The sequence below is a fragment of the Candidatus Nanopelagicales bacterium genome (genome assembly GCA_037045355.1).
GTDB lineage: Bacteria > Actinomycetota > Actinomycetes > S36-B12.
Map to the genome: position 1 here is coordinate 171,640 of JBAOHO010000013.1, position 18,962 is coordinate 190,601.

Below are 18,962 nucleotides of genomic sequence, written 5' to 3' on the forward strand. Positions count from 1 at the left end.
TGAACGAAGCGACCAACGACTCCGTCACGGCGACTTCTCGATCGGTGTCGGCGCAGAGCCGCGATCAGATCACGTACATCCGGAACTCGGTCAAGGCGACAGTGGATGCCTACGACGGCACGGTCAACCTGTACCTCTGGGACGAAAGTGATCCGATCGCGCTGGCGTGGAGAGCGCGTGTTCCCCGACACCGTGCAGCCTCGCTCGGAGATTCCGGAGGAAGTCCTGCAGCACGTCCGATACCCCGAGGACATCTTCAAGGTCCAGCGCACGGTGCTGAGCAGGTATCACGTCACCGACGCCCAGGCTTTCTACTCCGGGCAGGACTTCTGGGTCATCCCCAATGATCCGACGAAAGATGTCGATGTCTTCCAGCCGCCGTACTACCTGACGCTGCAGATGCCCGGCACCACGGAGCCGTCGTTCTCGCTCACCACCGCGTTCTCGCCCAGTCGCCGGCAGACGCTGGCGTCGTTCATGGCAGCGAACTCCGCTCCGGGGCCCGACTACGGCACGATCCGGGTCCTGCAGTTGCCGCGCAACACGACCATTCCGGGTCCGACACAGGTGCAGAACAACTTCGAGTCCGACCCTGCGGTCAGTTCTCAGTTGAACCTTCTGCGCCGCGGCGGGTCGACGGTCGTGCTCGGCAACCTGCTCTCGCTGCCGGTCGCCGACGGGATGCTGTACGTGGAGCCGGTGTACGTCCAGGCGGCCGGTGAGCAAGGCTTCCCGCTCGTGCAGAAGGTGTTGGCCGCGTACGGGCCCGAAGTCGTCATGGAGGACAACCTCGAGGATGCCCTCGCGAAGGTCTTCACCGGATCTGTCGACGGGGGCAATCAAGGTGGCAACCAGGGCGGCAACGGGGACGGATCTCGACTCCGGCTGAGGAGCTCGCCCAAGCGATCTCCGATGCCAACAAGGCGTACGAAGATGGTCGGCGGGCGTTGGCCGAAGGAGACTTCACCGCTTACGGCGAGGCGCAGGAGCGGCTGAAGTCCGCCCTGGACCGGGCCGCTGCGGCTGAGGCGCGGCTGTCCGGTGAGGAGCCGCCCACGGCGCGGGAACCTGATGTCGTGCCTTCGCCGAGCGCCCCGCCGGACACCCCTTCGGCGCCACCCGAACCCACCGACGCGGCGACGGGGACCCCCGCGGCCGCGTCCGGTGCGGCGTGCGTTTCGCAACGGGTGAACGCCGTTCATTTGGAGGGATCGACCTCGGGCAGTAACCTAGGCGAGTCGCATCAGCGATCACCGCGGGGTGGAGCAGTTCGGTAGCTCGCTGGGCTCATAACCCAGAGGTCGCAGGTTCAAATCCTGCCCCCGCTACGTCATGTGAAGTCCCGGGACATCCTTATCGGATGTCCCGGGACATTCTTATTTCTTGGGGTAGCGGTAGCCCTTCTTCATGCCGCCTTTGCGGGTGTGCCTTTCTTGGGTCTGGGGGTAGGCCGCGGGGTTGATAGTTCTCGTCCATCGGGGTGTGCTTCGACAGTCTGACTGGGTTGTCGACGGCCGCGACGGCGGGAATAGCCTGGTAAGTCAGTCCAGGGAGGACCGCATGAAACTCACCGTACGTTCCCTCGCTCCGTTCGCGGCTGCCACCCTCTTGGTGGGGGCCACACCGTCAGCGGCTACAGCCGATCCCGCGCCCGATTCTCACCGCGTGGTCATCACATCCACCGCCAGAGTGCTCGAGCAGAGATCCAATGGCACGGCAGTCGTGACGGGCACCGTTGCCGGGACCTTGGGGAAGGGTGCGGTTGTCTCGCGGCGCACGACGGACGGATCGCGTGATGAGACATCGAGGGGGACGATGTACTTCGCGGAAGGCAGTGTGCGCGGGACCAGCGTTCTCGAGATCAAGCGCGAGCGGCGATCATGCCCGCCTCACCGGCTACTTGAAGGTCACCGGTGGTACCGGCCGCTACGTCGGAGCCCGGGGACGCTTGAGCGTGAAGGGAACTGGTGACGTGGCCTCGCAGCTCATCACGCTCACCATCAGAGGTAAGTTCAGGTACTGACCCTGGGTATCGGCGGTTCAGCGTCGGCGGCTCGTCACAATGGGAGGTGTCTGAAGGGCAGTCCGAGTGTGACGATGTCCAGTGACTTCGCGAGCTGGTCGCAGACGCCAGTTGATGGGGTCCGGGCCAGCCGGTTGCCCGCATCCCCATGTCAATCCCCGTGTCCGACGTAAATCCTGGAGGGACTCATGAGATCCGTCAGGCCTTGATACGTTGCAGAGGACCCGGATGACACTCACTCCGATTGGCGCCACGGGAGCCTCACATGTCCCACCCCAGTTCCTCACCCGAAAGCGCTATGGGTGCTGCTCCCGCCGAGGACGTCGAGAAGACAGCACCCCAAACCGTCCACCTGGATGACCTCCTCACGCCGGGGGATGAAGCGTTGGTCGCCAGTGAGCGGTCTGGAGTTTCGCGTCCGCCAGCCCCGACCGCCGTCAACCCGCCGGCTTCGGTTGTATCCGCGGTCGCCACTCCGGCCGCTGCACCGGCGACCAAGACCAGTTGGCGGGCGCGGTTGGCTCGACGCTCAGGAGCTGGAGTCAAGGTGGTCAAGGAATCCCCGCCCGTGTTGAGCAGTCAGCGTCAGGTGATCGAGACAGCGCGATGGTCGCGCCCCATGAACGTGGCCGTCCTGAACCTCAAAGGTGGAAGCGCCAAGACCCCCACGGCGTTGGCTCTGGCAGGTGTCCTGGCTTTCGTCCGCGGCGGCGGGGTGGCGGTGGTCGAGGCATGTGAGGCCACCGGCACCCTGGCTCTTCGTGCTGAAGGATCCACGGATCGCGGCTTGAGCGAGTTGCTTGCCGCCGCCGACCAGGTGCCCAACGCGGTGGCTCTGTCTATGTACATGCAGCGGCAGACGTCCCATGCCGATGTACTGGCGGATGCCGATCGACGGAGCCGGGTGCTCACCGGCGACGACGTCACGTCGTTCCGGCGTGTCATCGACCACTTCTACTCCATGTCGGTGACGGACACGTCCATCAATCCGGCGAGCGGCGCCTGGCAGGCAGCGGTCAAGGGAGCCGATGTCGCGGTCCTGCCGGTGACATACTCGAGTGATGCGATCGCCGGTGCGGCCAGTGTTCTCGACATCCTTCGAGCTGGACCCAGCGAGTTCAGCGATCCCGAGTCGGGGCTGATCGCTCGCACGGTGGTGGTCCTCAACGACTCCGGGGTGCGCGTTTCGCCCGAGACCAGTCAACGCGTCACCGCCGCCCTGGCATCGCTGGGCGTTCCGGTTCTGACGGTGCCGTTCGAGCCCGCCCTGCAGGACGGCGAAATCCACCTGAACGCGTTCAACGACGCGTCCCAGGCCGCCTGGACCGCGGTCACCGCTGCCGTCGTCGAGATGTGCAGTAGCGCCGACCCCGGCAGCGCGGACGTGGGCACTACCCGCGTCAACACCGCGTGATGCGGGTACGTCCCCTCTTCGTGTCTGGTCAACTGGCCGCTGGACGAACTCGTCGCAGACGACAGCCGCATGATCTGGTCCCCTTCGCCGATCCTGGGGCCTGCCAGCTCGACCTGATGACCCGCACGCCCCGGAATCCTGGTAGCCGTGGCCCGACATCAGTCAGGCCAGCTCATCGCACGAGCGGGCGCGCCATGCCTGAGACTGGTTGCCATGGCGGAACTGCTGATCGCCCGCAACCCCGACCCGGACTCGAAGCTGCCGTATCTGATGCTCCTACCGTTGGGGCAGGGTTTGGTCTTCCGCGTCCGGGACACCTGGCCGAGGACCAGTGCCGTCTACTGCCACCCGGTGTCGCGGGACGAGTGGCCGACATCGCCGGACATCGTCATTCGGGAAGCCCTGCGATCGTGTGAGCGCCGTGGTGCGGCGATCGATCTCGTCCTGCAGCGGTCGCGGGAGAACCGCTCTCAACTGGTGTTCACCAAAGCGCGCGGCCGCGACGTCGTGTTCTGGCAGGGACCCCGAACCCGCAAGAAGTCCCGACCCCGCGCCGCAGTTCCCAAGGGCTGGGCCGACGGTGGGTCCTTGGAAGTGACCGTCGACTCCCACGAGCGTTACGCCTATCGTTTCAGCGATCGTCGGGTGACCACCACCAAGCGGTCGCTGCCCGCCGGGGACTACGGGCTGATCGTCGAGGATCGGCTGATCGCTGTCGTGGAGCGCAAGTCGGCATCGGACTTCGTGTCGTCGCTCACCTCAGGTCGATTGGCGTTCGCGATGGGGGAGTTGGCGGCCGTACCCAGGGCCGCGGTGGTCGTCGAGGACCGCTTCTCCGCGATCTTCGCCCTGGGCTTCGTCCGGCCGTCACAGATCGCGGACTCCCTGGCCGAGACCCAGGTTCGCTGGCCCACCGTGCCAATCGTGTTCTGCGATACGCGGTCGATGGCCGAGGAGTACACCTACCGCTTCCTCGCCGCCGCCCGGCAGGTCGTCGCCGACGACGAGGTGTTGCTCTCCCGGCTGACCCCGCTGGCCATGCCCTCGCGCAAGCCCATGTCCGCCCCGGTGGCGCCAGACCTGGATGTCTCCGCCGCCGAGGTGCGGGCCTGGGCAGCGCTCGCGGGCGTTCCGGTTTCCGCCAAGGGGCGCATCAGCGCCAAGGTCCTCGCCGCCTACCGCCGCGCCAACCCCACGGACTCGGGCGCCGACGCGCCGCCGTTAGGACACTGACCACCGCTACGCGAAAAAGAGCAGACGGAGTGTGGGCGCGATCACGGAACGGGCCTCACCTTCCGCCTTACGTTGTGTCGACCCTGACGGGCAGGGCAGCGACAAGGAGGCAGAAATGGCGACATCCACAGTCAACATCACGACGAATGCCACGGGCATCGACGTCAGTCGAAGGGTGGTCGCCGGCGCTGCCGGTGGCCTGGTCGGCGGCATGGTGTTCGGGATGATGATGCAGATGATGGACATGATCCCGATGGTGGCGATGATGGTCGGCAGCGAGTCGATCATCGTGGGTTGGGGGCTCCACCTGGCGATCTCGGTGGCTTTGGGAATCGGCTTCGGGCTTGTCTCGGTGCGGGGCCTGGATTCGTGGGGTCCTGGCATCGGAATGGGTGTGGTGTACGGCGTGGTGTGGTGGGTGCTCGGCGCCCTGCTCCTGATGCCGGTGAAACTGGGGATGCCGGTCTTCGTGATCAACACCATGGCGTGGCAGTCGCTCATGGGTCACATCATCTTCGGTGCGATCTTGGGCGCAGTCGCGGTCGCGGTCATCCGACGGGGAGCGCAGCGGGTGTGACCGGTCGGATCCGTTTGGAGGTGCTGGTGTCGGTGTCCTGCGCGGGTTGCGCGCAGGCACTGGCCCTGGCGCATCGGTTCGGCCAGGAGCGCCCGGACGTGGTCGTTGATGTCATCGACGTCGACCACAGCAGTTGGAGACCCAAGCCGGGATTCGCCGGGACGCCGATGTTCTATCTGGGGGATACCGTGGTGTCCTATGGCAATCCCACATTGGCTCAGTTACATGCTGCGGTCACCGAGGCGGAGTTGTGATGGCTGACGTCGAGCGAGAGTGGGTGTTGCGCGAGTTCGACCTTTTTCGGGACTTGTCCGATGACGAGGTCGAGGTCATCGGTAAGTCGGCTCCGATGAGCCAGCTGCCCGCGGGACAGATGCTGTATTCACCGGATAGTCCGACCGAGGTGCTGTTCATCCTGAAGAAGGGCCGCATCCGGCTATACCAGATCGGCATCGACGGGCGGACCATGACCACAGCGATGATCACACCGGGTCAGGTTTTCGGTGAGATGGCCGCGCTGGGACAGCATCTGGATCAGAGCTACGCCGAGGCGATCGAGCCGTGCGTGGTCTGTCTGATGAGCCGCGCCGATGTGGAACGGCTTCTGCTGTCCGATCCGCGTATCGCCACGCGAGTGGCGGAGTTTCTGGGCTCGCGAGTGGCGGATCTCGAACGGCGACTGGGCGACAGTGTGTTGAAGTCCGCCCCGGAACGGATCGCGGCGACACTGGCCCGATTGGCCGGCAACACCGGTGACCAAGCGACGGTGAAACTGACCCACGAACAACTGGCGGACCTGGTCGGAAGCAGCAGGGAGACCACGACGAAGGTTCTGGGCGACCTGGCCGACCGGGGTCTGGTGTCTCTGCGGCGCGGTCGGATCATCGTGCGCGACCCGGCGACGCTGCGCGAACTTGCCGACAGCGGTGGCCTGTCGGTCGCCACCGGGGGCTACCAGTCGAAGGTAATGCGATGAGTACGTCGGACGACACGGTCACAGAACTCATCGGGGTCTATCACGCCGATGGCGGACCGATCGGTGAGGCGAAGTATGTACTGGGCAAGCTCCTGGGAACCGCGCACTGTGCACTTTGCGACGTCACCCATTCCCCGGTGCGCCGCAAGCCCCAGTGGGACGCGATGGTCAGCCGTATGGGGATTCCGGTGACGCTACTGCACCTGAACGAGCAACCCACGGACGTCGCGGCCGCCACACAGGTCGCCGGCACTCCCGTGGTGTTGGCCCGACTGACAGACGGTTCCCTGCAAGTGGCCTTGAGTCCCGACCAGTTGGACCAGTTGGGCGGATCGGTGAGCAACTTCGAGTCCGCCGTGATCACCAGCATCGACCACAACGGCTGGAGTTCCACCTGACGCTGGGGTCGTCGTGGAGCGCTTCGCAGGTGGCAGTTGGGGCTGATCTTCCGCCCGCCTCAGCAGTCGCAGATCTCCAGCTTGACGACGCGGACGACCTGGTTGGTGAGCTGGAACACCGTATGGGTGTCGCTCTCACCCAGGTCGGGAGGCTGGGTCTCGCAGACCTGCCGGCTCGGATCATCAGGAACCTGTTGGCACGACACGTCATACTCGGCCCGGAGTTGCGCAAGCGTGGACCCGACGCCGATGCCCTCGGTAGTGCGCGGCTGACGAGAACGAGTCGATATGGTGACCGTTCCTATCGAATGACTGATCTTCACCGTGAAGCGATCCGGGTACTTCAGGATCCGGTAGCGGCCGAGGTCGTCGGATCCCCGGGTCACCTGGCGCGGCGGGCCCATCTGCTTGACCACCCACCATGCGCGGTTGTGGATCCTGATGCCGTTCATGCTGCGGTCCACCTTGATGACGTCGGTGTCAACTGCGGCAGTGGCGCCGTTCGCGGACGCTACGAGGGTGAGAGCGGCACCGGTTGCGGCGACCAGGAGGAGTGGCACGGGGCGAAGCCGGGCGAGAGGGGACATACGTGCACCATAGGTCGGATTCAGTCGGTCATGGACCTCTGCGCGTTGGAATCACGCGGTCGGGTGCGGTCCCTTCGGCGCACCGCGGGCTCTGCGGCGCGGTGCGCGGATGCCGGTGAGATGGAGTGAAGGCAGCCGGTGTCGCGGTGGGTCATCGGGCCTCTTGCCGTCGGGCGGGGATGTGCAGGAGTGGGACGGCCAGCTCAATCCCGGCTCTCGTCCTCGTCGCCGACGACGTTCACTCCCCGCCAGAATGCGATGTATCCCTTGATCTGCTGGGCGGCCGCTGACGGGTCACGGTAGACCCAAGCTGCATCGGTGTTGGTCTTGCCATCGACGACCACGCTGAAGTAGGACGCCTGGCCCTTCCACGGGCACGTCGTATGCGTGCCGCTGTCGACGAAGAACTCCTGGTTCAAGGACTCGGGTGGGAAGTAGTGGTTGCCCTCCACGACGACTGTGTCGTCGGACTTCGCCAGCACAGCCCCGTTCCAGATCGCTTTCATCAGTGTTCCTTCCTGTCATGGGCCTGGTCTGGGCCTGTTTTGGCCGTGTGAGTCCCCTCGCGAGAGTCCCTCTTTGGGAATCCACCCTGACACTCCTGGCCTGGGTACTACTGTGGGGGCGCCCACACGGTCCTGCCACACGGCGCTGCCGGGCCGTTCAGCGTGAGGCGTGCTCCGGATGGCTGGATACGCAGTCGCGCAGGGCGAGCGTCGTGGGGTGCGGCCCTTGAGTCACGTGGCCAGCAGAAGCCCGATGTGGGTGTAGTAGTTGAGCACGCTGTACAGGGTCAGCGCTACCCCGCTGACAACCAGGCACCAACCGGACACCAGCGCCAGGGGGCCACGCAGGTTGCGCACGGCCCAGGGGGCCAGCAGGCAGCCGATCGCGGCCAGCGCGTAGACGACGCCGAGGAAGCCGTTCTCGAGGCCCGCCGGCAGGGCGCCGCTGACCGGCTCCTGCTGCGGTGCGTTACCGAACGCGTTGAGCGAGAGGATCGCAATGGTGCAGGAGGTCAGGATCAGTCCCAGCACGAAGATGAGCCACGCCAGCGGCTGGGTGACGGCCAGTAGGTGTCGGTCATCGGCGCTACTCGCGGTCAGGGCGCTGCCTCGGGCCCACAGGTAGAGGGCAGCCGCGAGGACCAGGAGTCCAAGGAATAGCGAAGGTTCGCCGAACAGGATGTTCACCTGTGGCTTCTCATCGAGTGGCCATGTCACGGTCATGGCCCCGCTCAGGAAAGTGATGATCACCCCCAACACCCCCAAGCTGAGAGCCCAACCCTCAACTGAGAGAAGGTCCCGCCGCCGGACGTGTCGGGCGAGCAGGGGAACAAGGATCATCGCGGTTCCGGCCGCCACGCCGAGCAAGGTGTTGTAGAGGATCACCAGGACCTCCATGGTCGGCTGTCTGCCGCCCATTGTTGCGAGCGGAAGCCGCCGACGCGCGGGTCCGTGATCAGGCGCGCGGGTGAGTGATCAGGAAGGTCCGTTGCCGTTGCCGTTGCCGTTGCCGTTGCCGTTGCCGTTGCAGATCTCGATGGGCGCGAGTGACTCCCGTCGTTCGTCGGGAACGGGGTCGGTGGTCACAGGTCCGGCAAGTCACAGGTCCTGCAAGAGGGCGTCGGCAGCGAGGATCCCGGAGATCGCGGAGCGCCCAACGCTGTATCCCGGATAGGTGGTCTGGCCGCCTTGGTAAAGGCCCCGGATCGGGGTGCGGTGGGGGAAGTGATTCCAGGGTGCGACCTGTGGCGACAGGCCGTAGACGGCGCCACGATACAGATTCAGGTCGTCCCGGAATTCCTTCGGGCTCGTCGTACGCGTGGCGGCGATGTCGAGGTCGTGAATGCGCGAGAGTGCCTCCACCGCGCGGTCTTCCACCTCAGCCTTCCGATCGTCGTTCCATCGATCCAACGGGAGGTCACGGTGTACTGGTGGGTACATCTCGATGACGCTCCCGCCCTCGGGCGCGAGTCCTGGCAAGGTCACTGTGGGAACGTCGTACACGGGCCACATGACCCCGTTGTCGCAGGGGGTGAAGACCTCGTCCTGGTGGTCCATAGGAGGAATGTGGCAGTTCGAATGACTCGGAACGTCGATGTGATTGCGCAGACCGAGCTGCACAGAGAACGCGCTGTGGGACAGCTTCGCGTTCTTGGCCTTCCGCGCCAACCGGCGGGGGGAGTCCTCAGGACTCAGCAATGACTCGTAAGTCAGCATTCCGCTCACTGTCGACAGGACTGCGTCGAGTTCCATGGTGTCGTGGCCCTCGATCTGCACCGCGCGTACCTGGTTGCCCTCGACCCTGATCCTCTCGACCCGGTGCCGCAGGTGGATACGACCCCCATGAGCCACCGTGACTGTGCTGAGAGCTTCCGGGACTCTACCCATCCCGCCCACCGGGAGATGAAATCCGTCGCAGAACAACGTCACGAGGCCCAGGATCGAGATCACCGGCTGCTGCTGTGGGGGAATCCCGGTGTACAGCAGGACTCCGGACATCGCTGCCCGGACCGATTCGTCGCTGAACAGCCGGTCCAGTTCGTCGGCCACGGAACCTCGGAACTTGGGCAGTTGCCGCCAGCCCTTGGCCAGGACGTGAGGAAGGCTGAGAGGCCGCACCAAGATGTCGTCGGTCAGCAGCCGAAGGGCGGGCTGCCAGCGAGCCATCATGGCATCCAGTTCGCGCTGCAGAGCCCGCTCGTCGACTGTCCCATCGCGCCTATCGACGCTTACTCGGCGTTCCCCCCCGAAGGTGACCCGGTCGCCGTTGGGCAAAACGGTGGTCTGTGGCGCTGCGATGCGCTGCAGGGGAAGCACGGATTGTCGGTCCAACCCGAGTTCAGCGAAGGTCCGATCCAACATCTGAGGCAGGGCCAGGTACAAGGCCCCGTCGTTGAACGTGTAGCCGCCGATGTCGGTGGTCGAGCAGCACCCGCCGACCTTGTCGTTGGCCTCGAAGAGTTCGACCTTCATCCCGCTACGCGCGAGCCTTGCGGCGGCGGTGAGTCCTGCGACCCCACCGCCGATCACTCCGACGGTTGATGTCACGAGGACTCCTTACTGGTCACACCTGCGACCGATCTTGTTCAGTCGCCACCCGCGTTATTCGGCCTGTTCCCCCAACGACAACAAGACCTCGGCAAAACCGCCCGATGGCGGGGCTGCGCGCTTCGCCGGTGCCCTGAGCGCGAACTTCGGCACCCAATCCAGGAAGACCTCGGTGAATACCCCGAGCTCCAGCCTGGACAGTCCCTCGCCTGGGCAGTAGTGGATCCCGCGGCCGTAGAGCAAGTTCAGGTCCGTCGGCCGGTCGAGGTGGAACTGGTCCGGTTCCGCGAAGGCACGAGGGTCGCGTTGAGCGGCCGGCCAGATGATCGTCACCGCGGCGTCGGAGGGAATGTCGGAGGGAGTGTCGGAGGGAGTGTCGGAGGGAATGGAGACACCGTTCTGGGTCACCGGTCGGGTCTGGGTCACCGGTCGGGTCTGGGTCACCGGTCGGGTGGTGCGGCGGCGGTTGCTGATCAGCGGGGCTTCCAGTCGCAGCATCTCATCGAGAGCGCGCTGGTCGATGCCAGTTCGCAGATGGCCGCAGATATCGGCGTTTCGAGCGAGGAACTCGCAGATGATGCCCACAGCAGCGGCGATGGTGCCGAGCTCGCCGACGGTCCAGTTGCGCAGCATGCTCACCAGTTGATCGTCGGTCAGCGCTTCACCGTCGATGTCGGCTGTCAGAAGGTCCACCGTGACGCTGGAGGGTCCATCCGCCCTACCGGCGCGGGTCTGAGTGAGCACGTCTCGGATGATCCCGTCGAACTCCTTCGCGACCCGATCCAACTCGGCGCGATCACGTTTCGCCGTTGCCAGGGCACTTCGATCAGACCATCGCAGAAGTGGGTCGGCCACGGTCTCGGGCCATCCCAGATACGCGCACTGGGCTCGCGCCGCAAACGGCAAGGCCAACTCGGACATGACTTCGACCTGGTCACGTCCGGTAACGGATCGTTCGATGAGGTCGGCGGTCAGGTCGCGTAGTTGCGGCTCGAAGGCCGCCACTCTGGTGGTGCTGAAACAGCGGTCAACGACTGCCCGGTAGGCCGTGTGATTGGGAGGGTCCATCCCGTTCGGTATTGCGACGTGCTCGGAGACGCGGTTGCTGAACGTGACCGGGTCGCCGAGCGCATCAACCACATCGCTGTGACGCAGCAGTGACCAGCCCCAGGCCCTACTGTGGGCCACCCGGCAACGCTCGCGAAGCGTGTCGTAGGCGACGATCTGATCATCTCGAACCTCTGGTGCTCGAGGATCCCAGTCGTCTGTCATGCGCTCCTCCTCAAGTCAGGGTAGGGGGTGGGTGGACTGTCGCGGCGGGCAGGAGCAGGGATCGGGCTCGGACAAGCAGGCAAACCGACATGCAGGTGTGCCAGAGTCCCCTTGTGACCCCGCAGCAGGTTCACCCGCACAACGCGATCGCAGGCAGGCGATGAGTCTGCCGACCGTGCCACCGCGTGCGTTGCGGCATCTTTCGCGGGGGACACCCGCCGCGGACGGCCGCACGATCGATCGGGTCGGCAGTCAGGTGTGGGAGGAGTTCTACCGGGATCGGTGGCGCCACGACAAAGAAGTGCGGTCCACCCACGGGGTGAACTGCACCGGTTCGTGTTCGTGGAAGGTCTATGTCCGCGACGGGATCATCTCGTGGGAGACACAGGAGACGGACTACCCGCAAACCCCGCCCGGCGTCCCTGACCACGAGCCCCGCGGATGCCCGCGAGGCGCCTCCTTCTCGTGGTACGTCTACAGTCCGGCCAGAGTCCGGTACCCCTATGTCCGTGGTGCGCTGCTGCGGAGTTGGCGTCGGCTCGCGGCGGACCACCCTGATCCTGTCGATCGGTGGGCTGCACTGCAGTCCGATCCGGACCTGGTAGCGCAGTACAAGGGGGAGCGGGGCAGAGGTGGCTTCCTGCGTGCCGGCTACGACGAGGCGGTGGAGATCGCCGCAGCCGCGCACGTGCACACCATCAAGGAACACGGTCCCGATCGGGTCGCGGGATTCACTCCACTGCCGGCGATGTCACCGGTGTCGTACACCTCGGGCTCGCGTTACGTGGCCCTGACGGGTGGGTCCCACATCTCGTTCTACGACTGGTACGCGGACCTGCCACCCGCCAGTCCACAGATGTTCGGTGAGCAGACGGACGTGTCGGAGGCACGTGACTGGTGGAACTCCTCGTACGTCCTGGTGTGGGGCTCCAATGTTCCTGTCACGCGCACGCCGGACGCGCACTTCCTGGCCGAGAGTCGGTACCACGGCGAGAAGGTCGTGGTCATCGCGCCGGACTACGCCGAACACGCCAAGTTCGCCGACCACTGGTTGCCGGTGGCGCCCGGCAGTGACGGGGCGTTGGCGATGGCCATGGGACATGTCGTGCTGCGCGAATTCCACGTCGATCGAGTCGCCTCGTACTTCCGCGACTACTGCCGCACGTACACCGATCTTCCCTGCCTTGTCGCACTCAAGCCCGGACCCTCCGGCGACCTGGTGCCCGACCGGCTGCTGACCGCTGCTGATATCGAAAGTTCCTCCGAACTCGCCGACTTCCGACCCGTGGTGCTGGATGCGGCCACAGGAGAGATCGTCACACCCCCGGGCACCATGGCGTCCCGCTACGCCGACAGCGAGCACGGAACCTGGAATCTCGAGCTGGGCGACCTCGATCCGGCGATGTCGCTGCTGGAGCGGAGCACCGCAACCGCTGAAGTGGCCTTCCCTCGCTTCGACACCGAGCCGGCTGGCACAACGTTGCGCGGGGTGCCGACGATCGAAGTGGCGGGCCGGCAGGTCACGACCGTGTTCGATCTCATGCTCGCCCACTACGGAGTGGGCCGCGACGGGCTCCCGGGGAACTGGCCTCAGGGGTACGACGACGGGGATGCCCCGTATACGCCTGCCTGGGCGGAACGGGTCACCGGGATCGACGCGGCGACGATCATCCGGATCGCGCGGGAGTTCGCCGAGGCCGCGGAGAAGACCGAGGGCCGGGCCATGGCCATCATGGGTGCCGGCATCAACCACTGGTTCAACTCCGACACCGTGTATCGCGCCATCCTGACGTTGTTGGTGACGTGCGGAACCGTGGGCCGAAACGGTGGCGGCATGAATCACTACGTGGGTCAAGAGGCGATCCGGCCCTTCGGGGGCTGGGTGACGCTGGCCCATGCATTGGACTGGTCGGCGCCTCCGCGGCAGTGCAATGGAACCGCGTTCTACTACACCGCCACCGACCAGTGGCGCTACGAGGTGTGGCAGGCCGACGACCTCGCCTCCCCCACCGGTGACGGCTTGTTCGCAGGACGCAGCTTCATCGATTGCCTCAATGTTGCGGTCCGGCTCGGCTGGCAGGTGACCTACCCCACCTTCGCCGCGAATCCGTTGGATCTTGTCGCCGAAGCCGATGCGGCCGCCGTGGATCCAGCCGACTACGTGACCGGTCGTCTGGCCGACGGCTCCCTGCGTTTCGCGGTGGAGGATCCAGACGATCCGGCGAACTTCCCCCGAATGATGTTCGTGTGGCGGTCGAACATCCTCGGTGGCTCCGGAAAGGGCTATGAGTACTTCTTGCGCCATCTTCTCGGCGCTCAGGCGAACGCCGATGCCGCGGAGACCCCCGAGTCTGATCGTCCGCAAGAGGTCACCTGGCACCCCGATGCTCCGGTGGGCAAACTGGACCTGTTGGTGAACCTGGACTTCCGGATGACCAGCACCGCCAACTGGTCCGACATCGTCCTGCCGGCAGCGACCTGGTACGAGAAGTACGACCTGAGTTGCACGGACATGCATCCGTTCGTGCACTCCTTCAACAAGGCCATCGACCCGCCGTGGGAGGCGCGCAGCGACTGGGACGCGTTCACGGAAGTCGCGGCGAAGTTCAGTTCCATGGCGGCGCAGCATCTGGGCGTGCGCCGCGACCTGGTCGCGACCAGCATCGCTCACGACAGCCCGGGCGAACTCGCCGTTCCCTTCGGGGCCGTCGACGACTGGAAGCAGAACGGCACACGGCCGGACCCCGGTCGCAACGCGCCTGTCTTGACCGTCGTGGAGCGCGACTACGGTGCTGTGCTCGACCGCTTGTTGGCCCTCGGTCCCAGGATCGACACTGCCGGAGTGGCCGCGAAGGACACGAAGTACGACCCACGAGAGCAGGTCGCCTGGCTGTCGGTGAAGAACGGCACTGTCGCGTCCGGGCCGGCGAGTGGACGTCCACAACTGGTGACCGACCAGCAGTGCGCCGAGACCATCCTGGCCCTCTCCGGTGCCACGAATGCCACGGTGGCCTCTGAGTTGTGGCGCCAGGCGGAGGCCGAGACGGGGTTGGATCTGTCGGAACTCGCGGACGGTGAACGGGACCGAAGGATCACCTGGGATGACGTGAGCAAGCGGCCCCAGCACGTCGTCAACTCCCCGGACTGGACCGGTGACGTTCGTGAGAACAAGGCCTACACCGGGTTCGCGACCAACGTCCAGCACAAGATCCCCTGGCGAACCCTGTCAGGCCGTATGACGTTCTTCCTCGACCACGCATGGATGCGCGAATACGGGGAGCAGTTGCCGATCTTCCGCCCACCTTTGGCCATGGTGGAGCGCTACACCGCAGTCCACGACCTGGGCACAGATGCGGTCGCCGTCAGGTATCTGACCCCGCACAGCAAGTGGAGCATCCATTCCGAGTACCAGGACGACCTCTTGATGCTCACCCTGTTCCGCGGCGGTCCTGTCGTGTGGTGCAGCGTCGAAGACGCCGCGACCCTGGGGCTGCGCGACGGTGAATGGGCGGAGGTGTGGAACCGCAACGGCGTCATGGACGGACTGGCCGCCGTGTCCCCCCGGATGCCCAAAGGGCTGGTGTACGTCTATCACGCCAAGGATCGACAGATCCAGACCCCGCTCACCGAGCGGACCGGACGACGCGGCGGCACGGAGAACTCCCTCACCCGCGCCGTACTCAAACCCACCCACATGATCGGCGGGTACGGGCAACTGTCGTATGGCTTCAACTACTACGGCTGTACGGGAAGTCAACGTGATGAGGTCGCCGTGCTCCGGCGGCGCTCCCAGCAGGTGGAGTTCTGATGCGGGTCCGGGCGCAGATCATGATGGTGATGGCGCTCGACAAGTGCATCGGCTGCCACACATGCTCGGTCACCTGCAAGCAGGCGTGGACCAACAGGTCCGGTACCGACTACGTCTGGTTCAACAACGTCGAGACCAAACCCGGCATCGGGTATCCGAAGCGTTGGGAGGACAACGAGCACTGGAAGGGTGGGTGGACCCTCGATCGCAAGGGCGAACTGCAGTTGAAGGCCGGCGGTCGCATCAAGAAGTTGCTCAGCATCTTCGGGAATCCGAACCTGCCTCTGATCGACGACTACTACGAACCCTGGACCTACGAGTACTCCAACTTGGTCTCGGCCCCGCTGCAGGACAACCCACCCGTCGTACGGTCGCGGTCGCGGCTGACCGGAAAGCCGCTCGACTTGACCTGGGGACCCAACTGGGAGGACGACCTGGCCGGCACCGCGCAGCGATTCCAGGACGATCCCAATGTCGCCGCTCTCGGTCAGGACGCGCAGTTGGACTACGAGCGGGTCTTCATGTTCTACCTGCCCAGAATATGCAACCACTGCCTGAACCCCGCCTGCGTCGCGTCTTGTCCCTCGGGGGCCATGTACAAACGCGAGGAGGACGGCATCGTCCTCGTCGATCAGAACGCCTGTCGCGGTTGGCGGATGTGCGTCTCGGGTTGCCCCTACAAGAAGGTGTACTTCAACCACGTCACTGGCAAGTCCGAGAAGTGCACGTTCTGCTACCCCCGTATCGAGGATGGTCTTCCCACGATCTGCTCCGAGACGTGCGTCGGGCGCATCCGCTACCTCGGTGTGGTCCTGTACGACCTGGACACTGTCACCGCGGCGGCCGAGACGCCGGACGACCAAGATCTCGTCGCCGCTCAGCGGGACGTGATGCTCGATCCGCACGACCCTGCGGTGGTGGCTGCGGCCACGGCCTCAGGGGTGCCGTTCGATTGGATCCAGGCCGCGCAACGCTCTCCCGTGTATGCGCTGGTCAAGCAACTGAAAGTGGCCTTGCCGCTTCACCCTGAGTACCGGACCCTCCCGATGGTCTGGTATGTCCCACCTCTGGCACCGTTGGCCGACAACGCAGCGGATGCCGGGTTCGACGCCGAGGACTCGCTGAAAGTGCTGGCCGGGATCGACCAGATGCGGATCCCGGTCGACTACCTGGCGTCTGTGTTCACCGCCGGGAACGCCGAGCCGGTGCGTGACACGCTGCGGCGTTTGACGGTGCTGCGGGCCGTCAAACGGGCCATGCAGTTCGGTGGTGATGTTCCGGAGGGCCTCCTGGCGGCGGTCGACATGAACGACGCGGACGTTGAACTACTGTTCCGGTTGCTGGCGGTCGGCGAGTACGGTGACCGCTACGTCATCCCCACCGCCCACCGTGAGGATTCGGGAGCGCAGCAATCGCAGTTCTGTTCGTTGGACTTCCCCGGCGGTCCCGGCATGGAGGAGGCCTTGGGGCATGCCACAGGGGCGAGTCCGGACAGTGGTCCTGGCGCCGGTGGGCAGTTCCGGGCCGATGACGGAACGGCACGGTTCAATCTCCTCGGCTGGGACGGGCGAGGCCAGGCTCCGGGCCTGTTCCCGGGAGGGGCAACATGAACCGTCTGGGCAGGCGTCGCCGACTGGGGACTACGCACGACGTGGCCGCTACCTGCCGCGTGACCGCGGTACTGCTCGACTATCCCCGCGATGATGACGAGTGGGTCCTCACCCAACCCATGAGCGCGGGCGTGCGGCACTTCGCGGTCAACTGGTTCGAGTTGGATCTCAGCGAGCGGCAGGAACGTTACGTGGCGGCCTTCGACCATCGCCGTCGCACCCCATTGCACGTGACATACCTGACCCACGGGGACACGCGCAACCGCGGGGTCGCCCTGCTGCAACTCAAGCACCTCCTGACGCGGTACGGATTCACCATCACCAGTGGGGAACTGCCCGACTACCTGCCTTTGTTGCTCGAGTTCGCGGCTACGGAACCCCGCGGCTTGCAGGTCCTGGGCAGCTACCGCAGGTCGGTCGAGTTGCTGCGGCGATCCTTGGAGGATCTGGGTGACCCGTTCAGCGTGGTGGTTTCCGCTGTCGCCGAGGTGCTCCCGGCTCTGGACGAGTCCGACCTCGCCGCCGTCGTCGACATCGCTGCCAACGGTCCGCCGGTCGATTCAGTGGGCCTCGGTGACTTCGCACCCCAACCCATGGCGGAGGCGCGGAGATGACATCCACTCTTGACTGGATCCTGTTCGGCATCCTCCCGTACGTCGCGATAGCGGTACTTGTGGTGGGGATGATCTGGCGCTACCGGTTCGACAAGTACGGGTGGACCACCCGCTCGAGCGAGTTGTACGAGAAGAAGTGGCTGATCGTCGGGGCGATGCTGTTCCACTACGGGGCCTTCATGGCGATCGCCGGCCATGTCATGGGGATCCTGATTCCCTATCAGTGGACGGATGCGTTGGGCATCACGGAGGCGCAGTACACCCTGGTAGCCAAGATCGGGGGCGTGACGGCGGTCATCGCGGTGATCGTCGGGCTGGGGATCCTGACCTCACGGCGAGTGCTCAATCCGCGGGTCAGGCGCGCGACGAGCCGGATGGACATCGTCACGTTCGCCATCTTGTGGACGATGATCCTGCTCGGATTCATGGAGACGGTCGGCTACAACATCCTCGGGCCCGGCTACAACTACCGGCCCAGTGTCGCCGAATGGTTCCGGGGGCTCTTCCTGCTGCAGCCGGATCCCTCGAAGTTGGAGGGTGTGCCGACCATCTACCTGATCCACATCACCGTGGCCTGGCTGTTCTTCGCGCTGATTCCCTGGGGCCGTTTGGTGCACTTCTTCTCGGTTCCCTTGTTCTATCTGACACGGCCCTACGTCGTGTATCGCAGCCGCCAGCCCGTGCCGACACCGACACCAGGGTCCTCGGCCGGATGGCAGACCATCGGGAGGCGATGATCAGTACGGCACCTGTACCCAGTCGTTCAACCTTCGGGGACCTCCCGGAGGCCATGCGCGGGCTCGGTGCCCGACTGCGTCTGCCGGCGCTGGAGCGACACCACAACAATCGCGCCGTACTGGGGACCTATGTCCTGATCAACTCGGCGCTGTCGATCGCGATCTTGTCGACCATCGCCTTGATCACGGGGGAGCCGTTCATCTTCCCCTCTTTGGGCCCGACCGCGTTCCTGCTGTTCTGGGCAGCTCTCAATGCCCAGTCGGCTCCGCGCAACGCCTTCTTCGGCCACCTGATCGGTGTCTTGGCGGGATTCGCCGCCCTGGTGGTGTTCGGCCTGACAGCGGCGCCGCCGAACCTCGAAGACATCACGTGGGATCGAGTGGGGGCGGCCACCATGTCGCTGTGTCTCACTTTGTCCCTGATGATCTGGCTCGGGGTGCCCCATGCGCCGGCGGGCGCGACCACGCTGATCGTCAGTCTGGGCTTGCTCAGGACGCCGGCACAGTTGGCGATCCTGATGCTGGCGGTGGTCCTGCTCATCCTGCAAGGCCTGGTGATCAACCGTCTTGCCGGACTGCCCTATCCGCTCTGGTCGCCGCGCCCGCCACCGGCTGAGGCCGACAAGTCGTGACAGGGCCCCCGAGACTCGCCACGGGCAG

17 protein-coding genes and 1 tRNA gene are annotated in these 18,962 nt (G+C 65.3%); 13 read left to right on the plus strand and 5 right to left on the minus strand.

The genetic code is table 11. The annotated features are described in order from the left end of the window. Positions 1-177: 177 nt before the first annotated feature. The 8 genes from V9E98_07395 (at position 178) to V9E98_07430 (ending at position 6,621) form a co-directional block, all read left to right on the plus strand. Positions 178-996 carry a UPF0182 family protein gene (locus V9E98_07395; protein MEI2716806.1) on the plus strand — a complete coding sequence of 273 codons (819 nt, stop codon included), beginning with the start codon at positions 178-180 and terminating at the stop codon, positions 994-996. A gap of 258 nt (positions 997-1,254) precedes the next feature. Further along, positions 1,255-1,328 (plus strand) — tRNA-Met (locus V9E98_07400). 960 nt (positions 1,329-2,288) lie between these two features. Beyond that, positions 2,289-3,437, plus strand: a complete 1,149-nt coding sequence (locus V9E98_07405) for a hypothetical protein (protein MEI2716807.1) — start codon at positions 2,289-2,291, stop codon at positions 3,435-3,437. A gap of 213 nt (positions 3,438-3,650) precedes the next feature. Continuing rightward, on the plus strand, positions 3,651-4,670 hold the full coding sequence (locus V9E98_07410) for an ERCC4 domain-containing protein (GenBank protein MEI2716808.1): 1,020 nt from the start codon (positions 3,651-3,653) through the stop codon (positions 4,668-4,670). A gap of 115 nt (positions 4,671-4,785) precedes the next feature. Then, positions 4,786-5,247: a hypothetical protein gene (locus V9E98_07415; protein MEI2716809.1), complete on the plus strand. Its 462-nt coding sequence runs from the start codon at positions 4,786-4,788 to the stop codon at positions 5,245-5,247. Beyond that, positions 5,244-5,501, plus strand: coding sequence for a hypothetical protein (locus V9E98_07420; protein ID MEI2716810.1), 258 nt, complete (start codon positions 5,244-5,246; stop codon positions 5,499-5,501). The genes V9E98_07415 and V9E98_07420 overlap by 4 nt, the downstream gene beginning before the upstream one ends. Then, complete coding sequence (locus tag V9E98_07425) at positions 5,501-6,223, plus strand: Crp/Fnr family transcriptional regulator (GenBank protein ID MEI2716811.1); 723 nt, start codon at positions 5,501-5,503, stop codon at positions 6,221-6,223. Before V9E98_07420 ends, V9E98_07425 begins: the two co-directional genes overlap by 1 nt. Continuing rightward, positions 6,220-6,621 carry a hypothetical protein gene (locus V9E98_07430; protein ID MEI2716812.1) on the plus strand — a complete coding sequence of 134 codons (402 nt, stop codon included), beginning with the start codon at positions 6,220-6,222 and terminating at the stop codon, positions 6,619-6,621. The genes V9E98_07425 and V9E98_07430 overlap by 4 nt, the downstream gene beginning before the upstream one ends. 59 nt (positions 6,622-6,680) lie before the next feature. Here the strand turns inward: V9E98_07430 and V9E98_07435 are convergent, their stop codons facing one another. The 5 genes from V9E98_07435 to V9E98_07455 form a co-directional block, all read right to left on the minus strand. Continuing rightward, a complete protein-coding gene (locus V9E98_07435; GenBank protein ID MEI2716813.1) occupies positions 6,681-7,208 on the minus strand; it encodes a hypothetical protein in 528 nt (175 codons plus the stop codon). Between the two features lie 203 nt (positions 7,209-7,411). After that, a complete protein-coding gene (locus V9E98_07440; protein MEI2716814.1) occupies positions 7,412-7,714 on the minus strand; it encodes a DUF427 domain-containing protein in 303 nt (100 codons plus the stop codon). A gap of 231 nt (positions 7,715-7,945) precedes the next feature. After that, positions 7,946-8,632, minus strand: coding sequence for a DUF981 family protein (locus V9E98_07445; GenBank protein ID MEI2716815.1), 687 nt, complete (start codon positions 8,630-8,632; stop codon positions 7,946-7,948). A gap of 180 nt (positions 8,633-8,812) precedes the next feature. Next, positions 8,813-10,261, minus strand: coding sequence for an NAD(P)/FAD-dependent oxidoreductase (locus V9E98_07450; protein MEI2716816.1), 1,449 nt, complete (start codon positions 10,259-10,261; stop codon positions 8,813-8,815). 54 nt (positions 10,262-10,315) lie between these two features. Continuing rightward, positions 10,316-11,533, minus strand: coding sequence for a cytochrome P450 (locus V9E98_07455; GenBank protein MEI2716817.1), 1,218 nt, complete (start codon positions 11,531-11,533; stop codon positions 10,316-10,318). A gap of 160 nt (positions 11,534-11,693) precedes the next feature. Between V9E98_07455 and V9E98_07460 the strand changes: the two genes are divergently transcribed. Genes V9E98_07460 through V9E98_07480 form a run of 5 tightly spaced genes read left to right on the plus strand, consistent with a single transcriptional unit; the run spans position 11,694 to position 18,934 of the window. Next, positions 11,694-15,341 carry a nitrate reductase subunit alpha gene (locus V9E98_07460; protein MEI2716818.1) on the plus strand — a complete coding sequence of 1,216 codons (3,648 nt, stop codon included), beginning with the start codon at positions 11,694-11,696 and terminating at the stop codon, positions 15,339-15,341. Beyond that, entirely contained in the window at positions 15,341-16,951 is a 1,611-nt protein-coding gene (narH, locus tag V9E98_07465; GenBank protein MEI2716819.1) for a nitrate reductase subunit beta, read from the plus strand. Before V9E98_07460 ends, narH begins: the two co-directional genes overlap by 1 nt. After that, positions 16,948-17,565: a nitrate reductase molybdenum cofactor assembly chaperone gene (gene narJ / locus V9E98_07470; GenBank protein MEI2716820.1), complete on the plus strand. Its 618-nt coding sequence runs from the start codon at positions 16,948-16,950 to the stop codon at positions 17,563-17,565. Before narH ends, narJ begins: the two co-directional genes overlap by 4 nt. Further along, positions 17,562-18,302, plus strand: coding sequence for a respiratory nitrate reductase subunit gamma (gene narI, locus V9E98_07475; protein ID MEI2716821.1), 741 nt, complete (start codon positions 17,562-17,564; stop codon positions 18,300-18,302). The genes narJ and narI overlap by 4 nt, the downstream gene beginning before the upstream one ends. Continuing rightward, positions 18,278-18,934 (plus strand): HPP family protein, encoded by a 657-nt coding sequence (locus V9E98_07480; protein ID MEI2716822.1) that lies wholly within the window; start codon positions 18,278-18,280, stop codon positions 18,932-18,934. Before narI ends, V9E98_07480 begins: the two co-directional genes overlap by 25 nt. The last annotated feature ends 28 nt before the right edge of the window (positions 18,935-18,962 follow it).